This is a genomic window from Bacillus sp. YBsi01, from assembly GCF_038406745.1.
GTDB lineage: Bacteria > Bacillota > Bacilli > Bacillales > Bacillaceae > Bacillus > Bacillus siamensis.
Genome location: NZ_CP151679.1, coordinates 179,610 through 195,563, shown reverse-complemented (window position 1 = coordinate 195,563; position 15,954 = coordinate 179,610). Strand labels below are relative to the sequence as shown.

At 50.0% G+C, this 15,954-nt stretch carries 10 protein-coding genes; 5 read left to right on the top strand and 5 right to left on the bottom strand.

The window, feature by feature from the left end:
* The first annotated feature begins 36 nt into the window (after positions 1-36).
* Positions 37-255 carry a spore germination protein gene (locus tag AADZ70_RS01050; RefSeq protein ID WP_045925297.1) on the top strand — a complete coding sequence of 73 codons (219 nt, stop codon included), beginning with the start codon at positions 37-39 and terminating at the stop codon, positions 253-255.
* A gap of 38 nt (positions 256-293) precedes the next feature.
* Here the strand turns inward: AADZ70_RS01050 and AADZ70_RS01045 are convergent, their stop codons facing one another.
* From AADZ70_RS01045 to addB, 5 genes are all read right to left on the bottom strand, one after another.
* Positions 294-593 carry a hypothetical protein gene (locus AADZ70_RS01045; RefSeq protein ID WP_045925296.1) on the bottom strand — a complete coding sequence of 100 codons (300 nt, stop codon included), beginning with the start codon at positions 591-593 and terminating at the stop codon, positions 294-296.
* Positions 594-609: 16 nt separating this feature from the next.
* Positions 610-4,002 carry an exonuclease subunit SbcC gene (gene sbcC / locus AADZ70_RS01040; protein ID WP_342007564.1) on the bottom strand — a complete coding sequence of 1,131 codons (3,393 nt, stop codon included), beginning with the start codon at positions 4,000-4,002 and terminating at the stop codon, positions 610-612.
* Positions 3,999-5,171, bottom strand: a complete 1,173-nt coding sequence (sbcD, locus tag AADZ70_RS01035) for an exonuclease subunit SbcD (RefSeq protein WP_047476740.1) — start codon at positions 5,169-5,171, stop codon at positions 3,999-4,001. The genes sbcC and sbcD overlap by 4 nt, the downstream gene beginning before the upstream one ends.
* Before the next feature lie 65 nt (positions 5,172-5,236).
* Positions 5,237-8,941 (bottom strand): helicase-exonuclease AddAB subunit AddA, encoded by a 3,705-nt coding sequence (gene addA, locus AADZ70_RS01030; protein WP_342008035.1) that lies wholly within the window; start codon positions 8,939-8,941, stop codon positions 5,237-5,239.
* Positions 8,928-12,428, bottom strand: a complete 3,501-nt coding sequence (gene addB / locus AADZ70_RS01025; RefSeq protein WP_342007563.1) for a helicase-exonuclease AddAB subunit AddB — start codon at positions 12,426-12,428, stop codon at positions 8,928-8,930. Before addB ends, addA begins: the two co-directional genes overlap by 14 nt.
* Positions 12,429-12,569: 141 nt before the next feature.
* Here addB and AADZ70_RS01020 point away from each other — a divergent pair, with 141 nt between their 5' ends.
* The 4 genes from AADZ70_RS01020 to AADZ70_RS01005 all read left to right on the top strand — a co-directional run bounded on the left by AADZ70_RS01020 (position 12,570) and on the right by AADZ70_RS01005 (position 15,906).
* Positions 12,570-13,283, top strand: coding sequence for a DUF421 domain-containing protein (locus AADZ70_RS01020; protein WP_342007562.1), 714 nt, complete (start codon positions 12,570-12,572; stop codon positions 13,281-13,283).
* A 68-nt stretch (positions 13,284-13,351) separates the two neighbouring features.
* A complete protein-coding gene (locus tag AADZ70_RS01015) occupies positions 13,352-13,861 on the top strand; it encodes a ferritin-like domain-containing protein (protein WP_016938293.1) in 510 nt (169 codons plus the stop codon).
* A gap of 209 nt (positions 13,862-14,070) precedes the next feature.
* Entirely contained in the window at positions 14,071-14,679 is a 609-nt protein-coding gene (locus tag AADZ70_RS01010) for a TetR/AcrR family transcriptional regulator (protein ID WP_264819952.1), read from the top strand.
* Between the two features lie 30 nt (positions 14,680-14,709).
* On the top strand, positions 14,710-15,906 hold the full coding sequence (locus AADZ70_RS01005; RefSeq protein WP_342007561.1) for an MFS transporter: 1,197 nt from the start codon (positions 14,710-14,712) through the stop codon (positions 15,904-15,906).
* Positions 15,907-15,954 lie beyond the last annotated feature (48 nt).

Sequence of the window (15,954 nt, the reverse complement as noted above, 5' to 3'; positions counted from 1 at the left end):
ATAATGACGGTGAGACTTCTATAAAGGGTGTCGTTTATGCCAGCAATTACCGGACCTATAGCTATCAATTCCATATCGGGCGGAGTCGTAAACTTTGGTGATTCCTTTTACCTTTCTCCAAAAAGCTCTTCTAAATCTGCGCTCGGTTCGGGAGCAGGCAATACCGGAGATTTCCTGTTATTAAACAACGTTGTCAATGCGACAAACTATATAGACCCCGATGTCAGCGATCAGAATGTGACCGGAAACGCATAAAAAGCAGCCGCTCTTTAAAGAGAGGGCTGCTTTTTTGTTCAGCGTTTTTTTCGCTCATTTGCTTTTTTTGTTTTCACAAGCTTTTCCGGCGGCTGTTTTCTGATCCATTTCACAAACCGCGCAAGTTTCGGATCATGCCGCAGCTCTTCTATTCCCGCAAGCCTTGCCGCAAGCTCCCGGTTCGTATAAAGGGCGTGAATCTGTTTATGGCAAGGGATGCAGAGCATTGCGGTCGGAAGGAATGTCCCGCCTTCTTCCTTTGGCGTCAAGTGGTGCTCTGTCAGCCGCACATGGCGGCGGCCGCATAATTCACATGTGCCCTCGGCAGAATCGGCCATAATTCCTTCTCCTTTCTTACATGATCTCCAATGTGACCCGGGTGCCTTTTCCGCCCGGTTCGGACGGATGAACGATTAATTTTTTCGGCAGGCGCGCTCTCAGCTCCTGCACATGGCTGATCACCCCGACGGACAAATTATCCGATTGCAGCTTTTCCAGCGCTGTGACAACGGTGTCTAAAAGCCCTTGGTCAAGCGTCCCGAATCCTTCATCTAAGAAGAAAAATTGCAGCGGGTATTGACCCCGCAGCTGAATTTGGGCGGACAAAGCAAGCGCAAGCGACAGCGATGTCAGAAACGTCTCCCCGCCGGAAAGGCTTGATACGGGCCGTTTGACGCCGCCGTTCGCGTCATCGCGCATAACGAAGCCGCCTTCTGAATCGACTAAAATGGCATACCGCTGCCTTGTCAGTGCTCCGAGCCGGGCAGAGGCGTCCCGGGCCACGCTTTCCAGCTGTTCTTCCGCTAAAAATTCGACGAATGTATTGCCTTTGCATACAGACTGCAGCTTATCAAGTCTGTCAATCTGCGTCTGCCAGCTTTTCAGTTCGGCTTCAATTTCTTTAAAGCGCTTATGCTGTTTTTGCATAACCGCAAAGGCTTTTGCCTGGGCGCCCTTTTCCTCCATGGCTGCGGCTGACTCAGCCTCCGCCTGCTTCAGCAGAGAAACCGATGCTGTCCATTCTTCTTCCGTTACCCGGCGGTCAGCTAATTTTTCAGTGACACGGCGGATATTTGCCGAAAGCTGCTTTGAGGTGTCCAGAAAATCATCAATTTCTGTTTTCATTTCCTCCGCGCGGGTTTGCGGAAGCAGGCTTTTTTTGACTTGGTCCGGTTCGGCAAACCCGGTATCTTTTGATCTCACGCGCCAGTCATTTTGCGCTTTCTCAAGGGCGGATTCAGCGTCCCGCAGTGACATGAGACTTCCGGATTCCCGGCCTTTTGCGTCATTCAGTGATTGCTGAGCCTGCTTCAGTGCATCGAATAAGGACTGTTCTTTCGTTTTTAACAGCTGTAATTCCTGCCGCACCGCTTCAAGCTTTGCGGAAATTGATGTTTCTTCTGCTGCCGTGCCGAGCTCTTGTTCATACTCGTCAATCACCTGCTGCAGGCGCTCTGATGCATAGTGAAGCTCGAGCCGTTCCCGTTCAAGCTGATGCTTCTTCTCCTGCAGCCGCTCCTTCTCTTCTTCGTGTTCCTTGAGAAATGCGATGCTTGTTTCAATGCGCTTCTCAAACTCTTCCGCCTGCCGGTCTTTATCGTCTATCGAAGCCTGCCAGGCGTCAACCTGATTTACCGGGATATCCCCGCAGACTTCGTTGTACTGATTTAAGCGGCTTTCTGAGAGGGATTCAAGCTCTTGTAATGAATGTCTGAGGCGCTCGGCTTCTTTTTCCTCATAGCGGATTCGTTCAGCCAGCTGCTCCGCTTGTTTTACCGTCTGCTGATACGCGCTGATCAGTCTCGTGACCTTCTCTTTTACCGACAGCATATCCTGCTTCATTTGTTTCCATTCCAAGCGGACGGCGCTGAACGCTTCATCAAGCGGACGGCCGCTGATGGAAGAAGCGGCTTCCAGCTCCGGGGTCCGGGCGCTTTGCAGGAACGGACATTCTTCGGTAAAACGCCCCGACTGCTCTTCTAATGCAACCTTGGCTGTCAGCACTTCCTGAGAAAGAGCCGCCGCCTCGGACAGCAGCGCTTCAACCTGCTGCAAACGTTCCTGCACATCCGTATCTGGCGAATGTGTTTCATGAGCGGAGCGCGGACGGTCATGCTGCGTCGAGCCGCATACAGGACAAGGCTTTCCATCAATCAGTTTTTCCGATAATTCTTTTGTTAATGCAGCCGTTCTCGCTTCCTCTGAGCGCCTGCGCAGGTCGGCTTGCGTTTTGCCGGCCCGTTCGGCCGCGGCTTTCAGTGAACGTTCCGTTTCACAAACCATATGGTAAACGGTTTGAAGCGTTTGATAAGCGCGCGTAATGTCTTCTTCTTCCGTTTTCGCTTTTGCGCTGAGCGCCTCGCTTTCTCCGTTCAGCTTCTCCATGTTCTTCATCTGCGTTGTCAGATTGGCCCGTTCTTTCGTGATTTGTTCCTGTGTCTGCTGAAAGCCGGCTGCCAGCTGTGCGGCGGTCTGGCATTTTTTCCGTTCATCAGCGGTCACCTGAACTGCCTTCAGCTCTTCTTTCAGTTCATTCTGCCTGTTTTGGCCGCGGATCAGGCGGTCTTTCACTGCGGTCAGCTGTTTCGAGGCGGCTTCGTATTCTTCCTCTTTTTTGCGGTGCTCCGCCTTTGTTTTTTCCGCTTCTTTTTTCGCTTCAAGCAGCTTTTGTTCAACGGCTGACAGTCTTTGATACAATTCTTCTTCCTTGACAAGCTTCGGCTCTTGTTCAGCCTTATGAACCCGCCACGCTTCATAGGCTTCATTTTGCCGGGTAAATGAAGCGGTTTCCGCCTCTGATTTCCGTTTGGCCAGTTCGTGCTCCTGTTCGGCGCGCTGCTGCCGGCGTACGGCTTCCGAATAGCTTTCTGCGTACGGCTCAAGGGCGAGAGCGGTTTCCGCCTCTTTAAGACGCTCAGTCAAATCCGTGATATACGGGCGCCTTTCCTCAAGCTTTTCCCGGCGGCGCTCATATTCATCTCTTTCTGTCTGCAGGTTCCAAATCTCCTGGTGACTTTCAAAACGCTCTTTTGCCCGGACCCGTTTCTTCTCAGCTGCTTCAAGCCGTTCGTTCGCTTCGTGAAACTGCTGTTCCGCCTGCTTCAGCGCATCTTCTCCCGCGTCTCCGAGGCCGGATTGTTCGGCAAGCATTTCATTTTTTTTCGCCGCCGCTTCCTGCGCGCGCTTCCGCAGTTTTTTGACAAGCCTGTCCCCGTACTGTTCCAGATTAAAAAGACGCTGCAGCATATGTCTTCTTTCCGCGCCTTTAAGCGACAGAAACTCGGCAAACTTTCCTTGCGGCAGCACGACGGCTCTTGTAAAGTCGTCAATGGTCAGGCCAAGAAGCTCTTCCACCTTTTTGTTCACTTCATTCGCTTTATCAGCAAGCACGGTTTGTTCGTCTTTGATTTCAATTAAGCGGCAGAGGGCGGTTTTCACTTTCGTTTCATCCGTTCTCTTAAAAACGCGCTCGACCTTATAGGACACCCGGTGGCCTGATTGAAGCGCGAATGTAAAAGAGACGGCGAGCTGATCTTCGGCATGGTTCAGGATGCCGTGCGTATTATTTGCGGCGCGCTCCACCTTTCCGTATAAAGCGAGTGTCATAGCATCAAGGATCGACGACTTTCCGCTTCCCGTCGGGCCGAAAATTCCGAACACGCCTGCTCCGGACAGTCCGGCAAAATCAATCGTCTGTTCCTCTCTGAAGCTGTGAAGCCCTTTTATCGTTAACAGAATCGGCTTCATGTCGCATCCTCCTCATCATCTGCTGACGCAAGCTCTAAAAACAGCTTGACCATCTCCTCATCCGGCACGGCGCCGCCTGTTTGCTTTTCATAAAACTTCTTAAATCGGTCCTCAATTGATATGTGCTTCACTTCAATCCGGTCATTGCCGGTCTCTTTTTCTTCAAAAACCGGCCTGATATGGATAAAGCCGGGATGCGCCTTTCGCAGCCGGTGAATTTCTTCAAGAGAAAGCTGATCCGTCAAATGGATATCAAGATCAATCCAGGCATTCCGGTCACGCCCTTCATCAAGCCAGCCGTGAACCTCGCTCAGCCCCTGCGCTTTCCATTTGACAAGCGGTTTACCCGAGGACAGAAAAATCTCTTCCCACTTCGCTTCGCCGCCGGGCTTCGCTTCTACCACCGTCACCGATTTGGCATAACCGGCTTCTGAAAAGCTGTATGCCAGCGGAGAACCGGAATAGCGGGCAGCCGTTTTGGCGCGCTTAATCGTTTGCGGACGGTGAAGATGGCCGAGGGCCACATAAGCCGCATCAGCCGGCAGGCTTTCAGCGGCGACCGTGTAAGCGCCCCCGACTTCAATCGGACGCTCTGAATCGGTCTGATTTCCTCCTGCGACATAAATATGGCTCGCCGCGACTTTCACGGCATCATCCCGGCACAGTCCGCACATGCGGGCAAACGCCTCTCTGATTTTCACATCGTAATGATCGCGAAGAAGCTTTTCCTCAAATGTATCAGACAGCACTTCGTTTAATCTCGCTTCTGACGGATAAGCCAGTGCGGCAACGGCTAACAGCTCGCCCGCCGACGGCACCTCGATATGCACCGGTTCTGTCCGCGGATAGCCGATTAAATGAATGCCCCGCTCATCTGTTAACGGAGAAGCCGCCGCCAGCCTGTCAGGATTGTCATGGTTTCCGGCAATGACGACAACCGGGCGTTTTCCGCCGTCAGAAAGCGCGGAAAGACTTTCATAATACAATTGTTCAGCGAGCGCAGGCGGATTGACCGTATCAAATACATCTCCTGCCATAATGACCGCATCAATGTTTTCTTCTTTGACAATGGTATTCAGCTCTTCCAATACCTCAGCCTGCTCACTCAGCCGGCTTCTGCCTTCAAGCGTTTTGCCGAGATGCCAGTCAGCTGTATGTAAAATGCGCATACCGCATTCACCTCACTTTTCTGATAGAAAAAAAGATCCGCTCCAAAAAGGAGCTTCGGATCTTGTTACAGTGTAAGAACGTGACCTCCATCGAAGAAATAGAGCGCACGCCCTTTCACTTTCGTTTTTGTAATTTGTTCAATCGCTTTTGTATACAATTCGATTTGTGTTTCATACCTTTTTTGCAGGATCGGGGCCGCGCCTTCAAATCCGTTCCGGAATTTCCCCTCTATCCGATCTGTTTTATAGTCCAGCAAATAGAGTCCGTCCGCCGTTTCGTAGAGGCAGTCAATAATCCCCTGCACGAGCAGCGGTTCACCGGCCGTTTTTGCATCCTTGTACACCTCGCCGGCCGGAAGCGCCATACTGAACGGCACCTCCCGATCAATCCGCCGCGCCCCGAGAAGGTCTTTCCCGATTTCAGTTTCGAAAAACTGTATAATGTCGTCGATATCAATAGCGTCCCGCTGCTCTTCTGTCAGCAGCTCTTTTTCGTGAAGCGTCCGAACCGTCCGCTCCGCTTCTTCGGCAGTCGGAACGTGCGTCAGCGGTATGTGCTGCATCACTGTATGCATCGCCGTCCCTTTTTCCGCGGCCGTCAGCCCCTTTTTCATCATAAAACCGGGACGTCTGTATAAAAGCGTGTCCCCTGACGGTTTGATGAGGGAGCGGCCGCTGTATTCATCCTCGTATTCTTGCTTTCTCTTCAGCTCAGAAACTGACTGCTTCGTTCTGATAGCCGTCAGCTCTCGGTACGGGTATTCCCATTGAAGGAGACGGCGCGCCTGATCATCAAATGAAAACGAATCAGGAATCGGCTCGCCCTGCTGAATCGCCTTGAGACGTTTGCTCTTTTCTTCAGCCCGTTCTTTTGGGTTATCTTCCAGCAGTTCACTTTGATGCAGCATCCGGATATGAAAACGGGACGGGTCGTGCGCGATATCCTCCGGAGCCGAAAGACCCGGCGGCCTGTGCGCCTCCATGTCACGGTGGCGGATAAGCGCCGGCCCGATAAAGTCCAAATAAGATGTCGCCTGATAGCGGTCGAATTCAGAGAGAAGCCAATCGGCCCTGTCCGCTTGCGCCTGCCATTTGGCCAGCTGTTTTTCCCTGTTTTTGCAGGAACCGATGAGAAACAGCTTTTCCTTCGCTCTTGTCAGCGCCACATATAACACGCGCAATTCTTCTGATAAGAGCTCTCTGCGCATTTTTTTCTTCATCGCCACAAGTGGGAGAGTCGGATAGCTGATTCTGAGTTCCGGATGAATATACTTTGTTCCGAAACCGAGCTCTTTATCAAGCAGGTATGATTTGTTGAGATCCATCATATTAAAACTTCTGCCGAGTCCGGCGGTGAAAACGACAGGGAATTCAAGCCCTTTGCTGCTGTGAATCGTCATCAGCCGAACGACATCCTCCTGCTCGCTGAGCGCCCGCGCCGTCCCCAGATCATCGCCGCGCTCCTGCATCCGTTCAATGAACCGCAAAAAGCGGAATAACCCGCGGAACGCCGTCGCTTCGTACGAGCGCGCCCGGTCATACAAGACGCGCAGATTGGCCTGGCGCTGCTTTCCGCCAGGCATGCCGCCTGCATAATCAAAATATCCTGTATCGCGGTATACTTCCCAAATCAGCTCAGCTACCGAATGATTCGTCGAGAATGACCGCCACTTTTGCAGATTGTCATAAAATGTTCTCAGCTTTTGATACAGCTCGTCATGTCTGTCACCGTTCGCTATATATGCTTTCAGCGCTTCATAAAACGGCGCTTTTTTCTTTTCCAGGCGTATCAGCGCAAGTTCATTTTCGTCACAGCCGACAATAGGCGAGCGCAGTACGGAAGCAAGCGGAATATCCTGATACGGGTTGTCAATCACCTTTAAGACTGAAAGCGCCGCAGCCACCTCCACGGCTTCAAAATAACCTGACGTCAAATTGGCGTACACCGGAATGCCCTGGTTTTTCAGTTCTTCCATCAATTGCGGCGCCCATGGCATGGAACGCAGCAAAATCACGATATCCCGGTACTGGATATTCCGGTGTGTTTTGGTTTTGCCGTCATAGACCTTAAACGGAGATGAAACAAGCTTCCGGATCTCCCCGGCTATCGCTTTTGCTTCCCAATGCACGGTTTCAAAATCTTCGGCATCCTCGGAGCTGTCTGCATCATCAGCACTGTCAATCAGCAGCAGTTCCGTATCCGCCGCGTCATTCGGCGGATACGACGCACCGAGCTTCAATGCCGCCTGTTCATCGTAGTCCACTTCGCCGATTTTGCCGCCCATCAGCTGCTTAAACAAGAAATTCGTACTGTCCAAAATATCGGAGCGGCTGCGGAAGTTTCGGTTCAGGTCAATTTTCTGCCCCGCGCCTTCCCCGCTTTCTGTAAACCTTTTATATTTCCCGAGAAACAGCAGCGGCTCGGCAAGTCTGAATCGGTAGATCGATTGTTTGACATCGCCTACCATAAACAGATTTCCCGCCTCTTCATTCCCGCTTTTCACAAGCTGCAGAATAGATTCCTGCACAAGATTGGTATCTTGATATTCATCAACCAGAACCTCACGGAACTGCTCTTGATAATAAACTGCCGCTTCACTCGGCACCCGCCGGCCGTCTTCATCAGCCGCAGTTAAAATCGCCAGACAGTAATGTTCCAAATCTGAGAAATCAATGATTGATTTTTCTTGTTTCGCCGCTTCAAATCGTTTTCCGTACGAAATCACGAGCTGAACGAGCGTTTCAATGACAGGGTTCATGTCTGTTAAACTCTTTAAATGATCTTGCGGGCTTCTTGTAAAGTAATCGGTCTTTAATTTTTCGATCAGTTTTTTCGCGCCGTTTCGCAAATCGGTCGCTTCATCCAAAAGCGCCTTGTCAAATTCATCACCTTTTACCGCCTTAGCCCGCTTAAATGTGACCGCGGGAACCCGTTCATACAGCGCCTCAAAGTCATGCCGGCAGCTGATCAGCTCTTCTATCTGCTGAAGATCATCCAGAAAATTATCAGCGCGCGGCGCCGGCCCGCCGGGCGCTTTTGTCAGTTCAAGCGCCTTTTCAAGCTTTTGCTTTGCCCCGAAGAGCGCCATTTCAGCATCTTCTCTCACATACTCGTAAAACGGCAGCTCTTCCATTTTGCTTTCTTCCGTCACATCATATAGGCGGACAAAGCTTTTCAGCCACGCTTCCGGATCAGGATGAGACCGTGAATAGTCGTACACCCGCTTGACGAGATCTTGAAGATCCAAATCATGCCTGTCCGTCGTATATCTGTCCACAAGCTCAAAAAACGCCTGATTCCCTTTTGCGTATTCATCCTCAAACAGCTCATCAAGGACTTCGTCTCCGAGCAATTCGCCTTCCGTCTGGTCAGCCATCCGAAAGCCCGGGTCAAGATCAATCATATAATAATATTTTTTAAGCACCTGCAGACAGAAAGAGTGCAGTGTCGAAATGCTCGCCCGATTTAATAGAGAGAGCTGCCGTCTGATATGGAGAGATCCCGGATTTTTGGCGAGCTCTTTTTCTAATGCTTCAGCGATCCGATGCTTCATTTCCGCTGCTGAGGCGTTTGTAAAGGTCACCACAAGGAGCCTGTCAACATCAACCGGATCTTCCTCCGCGGTTATCTTTCTGATCATCCGTTCCACGAGCACGGCGGTCTTACCTGATCCGGCTGCGGCAGCGACCAGAATATCGCGGCCGGAAGAAACGATGGCGCTCCATTGGTCATCCGTCCATATGCTGTCTTTCGGTTTAGGAATTTGCATCATCATCCGCCTCCTTTTTCAGCCAATCCAGTATGGTGCCGTCTTTTTCCGCTTTCAGGCTGCGGTATTCATTTTCCTTAAGAGACTCATCAAACTGGCACACCGATTTAAACGCACAGTACGTACAAGGCGTCTTATCTTTCAGCTTATACGGGGTAATGGACACAAGCCCGTCCGTTATCGCTTCGCCCGCCTGTTCAAATGTCCGCCGCACATGGTCTGTCAGGAGATGAAAATCCTGTTCGCTGACTGCGGCTGAATCGGATCTTAAAGAACCGTCCTTTTTCAAACCGGCATTAATGATATTTGAACGTCCTTCCTCCAAAGTCGTGTCCATCAGGCTGATTGCCTCCCGGTCACCGAGGAGAAGGCCTTTCATTTTAAATTTCTTGAAAATTTCCTGCTCGATTTCATCAAGCCCCATCGGCAGACTGGCCTGAATCATCGGATCATGGATATGGAAATACAAAACGCCTGCGGGTGTCGCTTTCATGCCGAGCCAATCCGCTGAATGTGTAATCGATAAGTCAAGGTACGTGAGCATTTGCAGAGCGAGCCCGTAATATACCTCAGCCAGATCAAGCCCCTTGTCGCTTGATTTGTAATCCACGATTCTAAGCAGCAGGCCTTTTGAACTTTCCGCTTTATCCACGCGGTCGATCCGGCCGACGAGTTCCATCGTACAGCCGTTTTTCAGCGTGAAAGTGAGCGGAGGCAGCGGACCGTTTCCGCCGAAACCGAGTTCAAGGCCGATCGGGACGAAACCGCTCGCCTTCGCATGCTCGCTTAATATGCCAGAGACACGCGTGACGATCTTCTGCAGTTTTTCCTTCACATAAAAGTGTCTGTTTGAACTGAGCAGAATTTCTTTTTGCAGCCTTGGCGCAAGCCGTTCCACCGCTTCATAGGAGAAATTCCGGCACTGATCTTTCGTCAGATCGCGCCATTCCAGCTTCTGCTCACGAAGCCGGTCTGAAATCAGCTTGAGGCTGGAGTGAAACAGCTGTCCGATATCGGGCGCTTCCAGCTTGAAAAACTGCCGCTCTTTTAATTGAAGCCCGTGAGATGCAAAATGGGAAAACTGGCAGGCATTAAACGCCTCCATCCGGGAGACGCTTCCTTTAATGTGCTCGCCGTAAAGCTGGCGCGAAACAGGACGTTCAAGACGCTTTGCCTCATTGCGGAAAAACAGGCTTGAAAACAGCTTTTTCGCGCGCCGGTGATCAGGCTCTTTCATCAGCACATTGTATGCGCTCCACCATACATCACTGATTTCATACTCTCTTGTCCACAGCCTGAGCTGGCTTGCCGTATACGTCTGCGCCACCTGTTTATTGACGAGATACTGAAGCTGCTCTTCTTCACTTACCTGCTCGGGATCAGCAGCCGACAGTTTTTCCTGATGGTCGGGAAACAGCTCGCCAAGCCTGTTTACAACAATTGAGGGCAGAAGCGTTTTTCCTTCCGCATCGGCAATCGGATATGACACATACAGACGGTCAGACGGACTTGACAGCGCCATATAGATGAGAAAATGCTCATCAAGCAGCCGCTCACGCCCCGCCGAAGACAGCTCCACTCCGACCGCTCTCAGCCACTCCCGGTCATCATCGGACAGCACGCCGTTTTCATCCGGGCGCGCCGGAAGAACGCCGTCATTGGCCCCGATGACAAACGTGCAGGACGTGCCGTACATTCTTGACAGGTCCATATTCCCTACAAACACTTGGTCAAGCGCAGGGGGAATTAAAGAAAAATGAAGTGATTCCGTTCCCGTTTCAATCATTTGCTGGAACAGCGCCAAAGACATTTCATCTTCACCCATCATGCCGGCAAACTCCTCGAGAAGCTGGATAACGGCGTCCCATGCCTGGCCGTGCTGCTGCGCTTCAATCATGTTTCCGGCCTCTTCGGCCTGCTGCCTTTTCCGGTCCAGCTTCAGGGGAACATCGGTATCTTCCAAAAAGAGATAAAGAGCTTCCGCCATGCTTTGAACCGTTTTCGCTTTTTTCATCCGGTTTTGAAGCCGGACGAGGGGCGCGGCCATCCATTCTCTCGTCTCATTCAGCATTTGCTCCATCTCTATTTCCTGATCCGTCTGCGCGAAATCCTCATCGAGCGATACGAAGCGCCTGTATACAAACCGCTCGCCGTTCGTCCAGCGCTCCCCTTTAATTCCGTAGGCGATACAATAGTTTTCAAGCTGATCGACCTGCTCTCTTATTTTCTGCACCGGCTGGTCAAGCGGGAATAACAGTTCGGTTTTCGCACAGCGGAACACCGCTTCATATCTCCAGTTCCCCTTCACGACATCCAAACTTGAACGGATGAATTCTATAAGCGGGTGATGCTGCATAGAAGCTTTTCCGTCAATAAAATAAGGAAGCCCGTAATCTGCAAACACTTCCTTGAGCAAATCTTTATAATCTTCCGGCTGGCGGATGAGAATCGCCATATCCCGGTACCGGTATCCTCCGTCCCGGACAAGTGATTGAATTTCCCGGGCAATACCCTCAAGCTCAGCTCTTCTGTTTTGCGCCTGTATGACGGTAAACGCTTCCTGCCGGCCGGTATACGCCGCAGCGGGACGCACATCGTATTGCGACTCTATGCAGGCAAGTTCCGGCACATGCTGATGCCTTTTCGTGCCATGCAGTTCCTTGCAGGAAATATCGGCATTCAATTCCTTTGCCGTCTGATAAAGCTTATAGTATGTGCTTCCCGTCATTCTGAACAGATCGAGCTCATCCGGTGCCTGTTCTCCCGAAGGGCTGTCCGCCGTCAGCGAGAATGTGACATGTTCAGCATGCATGATCAGCTGCTCCAGCACCCTTAATTCCTGCGGTGTAAATTGATAGAAGCCGTCGACGTAAACCCGGGCGCCTTTTACAACATCCGCTAACGGAAGCTGCTGGGCGAGCAGCGTCAAATAATCCTCTGAATGCAGATAGTGGCCGGCGAGGCTTCTTTCCATCTGCTGATATAAAATGCCTAAGTCATGAAGTTTTTCAGACAGCATCCGCTCTCCGCGATATTCTGACGCCGTTCCGCTTTCCGCCATGCGGCGGACGTCTTCAGGCTCAATACAGTAACGCTTAAACTCTGTCAGCATCCGTTCCACCTGCTCAGTGAACCCGGTTTTGTCACTCGCTTTTTGATACACTTTAAAATCGTGCTTATGCTCTTCAATCAGCTTCCTCAACAGCATCTGCACACCCGTCGTCGTCACAAACGGACGGTTCATGCCTCCGGTATGCTGAAGCACGCGCCACGCCAAACGCGAAAAACTGAACACTTGAGCGCGTATCATGCCGCCGATATCCGGCGTTTTAGCAAGCTCATATTCCATTAAAAACGTCATTTGATCCGGGACTAGAAAAATGATTGGTTTCCCGAACGGCTCCCGGCGCAGTTCATCTTGAATGCTGTCGATAATCAGCCTCGTTTTCCCACTCCCCGATCTGCCTACTAAAAACTCAACACCCAAATTAGAAGACCCCTCTCTTTTTATCTTTCTACATTTTATCGAAAGTTGACGAAAATGACCAATCTCATCTGCTGGTAAAAACGGGATGACTGTTTTAAAAAATATCGTTTTTGACCAAATTAAAGACAAAAAGGATTAAATATGATGTCAGAATATCTCGAAGTGATTGTGCGAACGATTCTGTCGTTCAGCATTTTGTTTATCGGCGCCCGGATACTCGGAAAACAAACCATATCACAGATGACGCTTTTTGATTTCATTGCGGCCATCTCGCTCGGCGCCATCACAGCCAATCTGTCGTTTAATACAAAACTGCCGATTCATTTTACTGTCAGTGCTTACACGATTTTCGTGATCATCATTTATCTTGTCGCATATCTTTCTATGAAAAACAGAACTGCCAGGGGTTTCTTTGCGGGCAAACCGACCATCATCATTCAAAACGGAAAAATACTTGAGCATAATATGAAAACGATGCGCTATACCCTCGACTATCTGAACCAGCAGCTTCGTGTAAATGATGTATTTGACATTTCTCAGGTTCAGACGGCCATCATTGAAACCAACGGCAGCATGTCCGTGGAGGTCAAACCGGAATTCGCGCCCGTTACAAGACAGGATCTCGGCATTTTTGCAGGACACGAAAAGAACTTTGCCGTTGAGCTCATTATGGACGGCCAGCTGGTGACGAAGAATTTCGAAGAAAACCACGTATCGGAAAAATGGCTCAGAGAAGAATTGGACAAGAGAAACCTTGCACCCGAAGAGGTCGTATACGCGGTGCGCGGAAGCAACGGCCGGCTGTTTGTCGATACATATAATGACCATATCACATCGCCGCTTGATCAAGAATAAGCATGACATCCGCACATGTCACGGGCTATCGCCGTATAATACCCTATAAATATCCGGGGGTGAGTCCAATGCACGAGAATTTTTTTCATTATACAGCCGTCTGCGGCGACGACTCTGTTCTTATAAAAGATCTGATAAAATCCATTAACGGCGAATACAGCGCTGTGATCTGCTACTCGATATTAGCCGAAAAAGCGCCGACCGCAGAAATCAGAAGACGAATCGAACATATCAGAGAGGAAGAAATGCGCCACCTGCACGCCTTCTCTTCACTGTATACTTCAATTACCGGAAACCAGTTGACGCCGAAACAGACGGAACATTGTCCGCACACATACAGAGAAGGACTGAGGGCGGCGTTTTATGATGAGCAGAAAACGAATGATTTTTATTTGCAGGCATCCGATAGAGCGGTGCACCCGGAAGCGAAGCGGTTATTTGCCCGAACAGCATTTGACGAGCAGCGTCATGCCGTCTGGTTTTTATACGATATGACCCACTCTCCTTCCCATCATACAGGGGGAACGGTATCAAACGCACCGAACACGAGCTATACCCAGGCAAATACCGGAAAATAACGTTCCTCCGCCGGGAGCATTCAGACCGCAGACAAACCCCATTCTTTCAATAGGAGAGAATGGGGTTTATTTTTCGAGCTGCGTGATCCTCTCTAAAAAACGGACAACTTCTTCATTGTATAATCAGCAAAAACACTTTATAATAAAATAAACCAACCGGTCGGTTTTTAAGGAACCGAGCCTCACTTGGCGGAAAGGATTTGTGTGATGTGACAAATACAAAAGGCGGCGCCGGAAAGAGCGAAAAGACGAAGAAAAAGCTCGTATCCGCTTCGCGTGACTTATTTGCAAAAAAAGGTTATTCAGAAACCTCAATTCGGGATATCTTAGAGGCGGCCGAGATCAGCAAAGGCAATCTTTATCATCATTTTAAAGGAAAAGAGTTTCTGTTTCTTCATATCATGGAAGAGGATCACCGCGTGATGATTGAGACGTGGAGGGAAATGGAAGCTGACTTGAAAGACGCTGCCGAAAAGCTGACGGGCTTTGCAGAACTGCTCAGCCGGATGAGCATCAATTACCCGCTGATGAGAGCAAGCGAAGAGTTTTATGCGAGCGCGTTTACGTCAGAGGAGGTCGTAAAACGTCTCAATAAAATTGATATTGAATATGACGATGTGATGAGAGATATCTTAACAGAGGGAAATCAAGACGGCAGCTGGTCCATTCATCATGTCGAATCAAAAGTGAAAATCCTGCTGTCTGTCTTTTACGGGTTGGATGTGTTATATAAAAACGATTCCATTCAGCAAAGAAGAGAATTGCAAAAAGAAGCCATCTCTGTGTTTATTCACGGAGTCATCAATGCCGATCAATAGAATCAGGACAGCTGACAAAGGAGAAACAACATGCAAAAACCGATTAGAGAACAAAAAGCTGTACTCATCATCTTATTAAGCAACATATTTATTGCGTTTTTAGGGATTGGGTTAATTATTCCCGTTATGCCGCTGTTTATGAATGTGATGCACTTGACAGGCAGCACAATGGGATACCTTGTCGCTGCCTTTGCCGTCGCGCAATTAATCGCATCCCCCATTGCGGGAAGATGGGTTGACCGCTTCGGCAGAAAAATCATGATTCTCGCCGGGCTGTTTCTGTTCGCATTATCCGAGCTGACCTTCGGGTTGGGTACACATGTCTGCGTTTTGTACTTTGCAAGGGTGCTGGGGGGCGTCAGCGCCGCTTTTATCATGCCCGCTGTTACAGCGTATGTCGCAGATATTACGACAGTGCAGGAAAGATCTAAGGCGATGGGCTATGTATCTGCCGCCATCAGCACAGGGTTTATCATCGGGCCCGGCATAGGAGGATTTATTGCCGATCACGGTGTCCGTATGCCGTTTTTCTTTGCGGCGGGAATTGCATTTATCGCAGTGATTTCCTCTGTCTTTATGCTGAAAGAGCCATTGACTAAAGAGGAACGCGCCCAGCAGATGGAAAGCGTCAAAGAGTCAACCTTCTTAAAAGATTTGAAAAAGTCGATTCACCCAAGCTACCTGATCGCCTTTATCATCGTCTTTGTGCTGGCATTCGGGCTGTCAGCGTACGAAACGGTGTTCAGTTTATTTACAAACCATAAATTCGGCTTTACACCAAAGGATATCGCCGTTATTATTACGTTCAGCTCCATTGTTGCGGTCATCATCCAAGTGCTCGCATTCGGCAAGCTTGTCAACTTCCTCGGGGAGAAAAAAGTCATTCAGCTTTGTCTGGTCATCGGGGCTGTGCTGGCTTTCGTTTCTACGGTGATGTCAGGATTTTTGCCCGTGCTTGCTGTCACCTGCATTATATTCCTTGCGTTTGATTTACTGCGCCCGGCACTGACTACTTTCCTATCGAAAATCGCAGGAAATCAGCAGGGGTTTGTCGCCGGAATGAATTCAACATACACGAGTTTAGGAACCATTTTCGGCCCGGCTCTGGGCGGTATTTTATTTGATATGAATATTCACTTCCCGTTTCTGTTCGCAGGCGTGGTCTTATGTCTCGGTCTGGGCCTGACCCTTATGTGGAAAGGAAAGGCCGGCGAGGTTTCGGAGTAGGGTGCACTCCCCCTTCTCCGGAGCTTTTTTTGTTTATGATAAGAAAAA

What these genes read in the sequence shown, in the direction of transcription:
- AADZ70_RS01050 (WP_045925297.1), top strand. Translation starts at nt 37, where the DNA reads ATGCCAGCAATTACCGGACCTATAGCTATCAATTCCATATCGGGCGGA.
- AADZ70_RS01045 (WP_045925296.1), bottom strand. Translation starts at nt 593, where the DNA reads ATGGCCGATTCTGCCGAGGGCACATGTGAATTATGCGGCCGCCGCCAT.
- sbcC (WP_342007564.1), bottom strand. Translation starts at nt 4,002, where the DNA reads ATGAAGCCGATTCTGTTAACGATAAAAGGGCTTCACAGCTTCAGAGAG.
- sbcD (WP_047476740.1), bottom strand. Translation starts at nt 5,171, where the DNA reads ATGCGCATTTTACATACAGCTGACTGGCATCTCGGCAAAACGCTTGAA.
- addA (WP_342008035.1), bottom strand. Translation starts at nt 8,941, where the DNA reads ATGCAAATTCCTAAACCGAAAGACAGCATATGGACGGATGACCAATGG.
- AADZ70_RS01020 (WP_342007562.1), top strand. Translation starts at nt 12,570, where the DNA reads ATGATGTCAGAATATCTCGAAGTGATTGTGCGAACGATTCTGTCGTTC.
- AADZ70_RS01015 (WP_016938293.1), top strand. Translation starts at nt 13,352, where the DNA reads ATGCACGAGAATTTTTTTCATTATACAGCCGTCTGCGGCGACGACTCT.
- AADZ70_RS01005 (WP_342007561.1), top strand. Translation starts at nt 14,710, where the DNA reads ATGCAAAAACCGATTAGAGAACAAAAAGCTGTACTCATCATCTTATTA.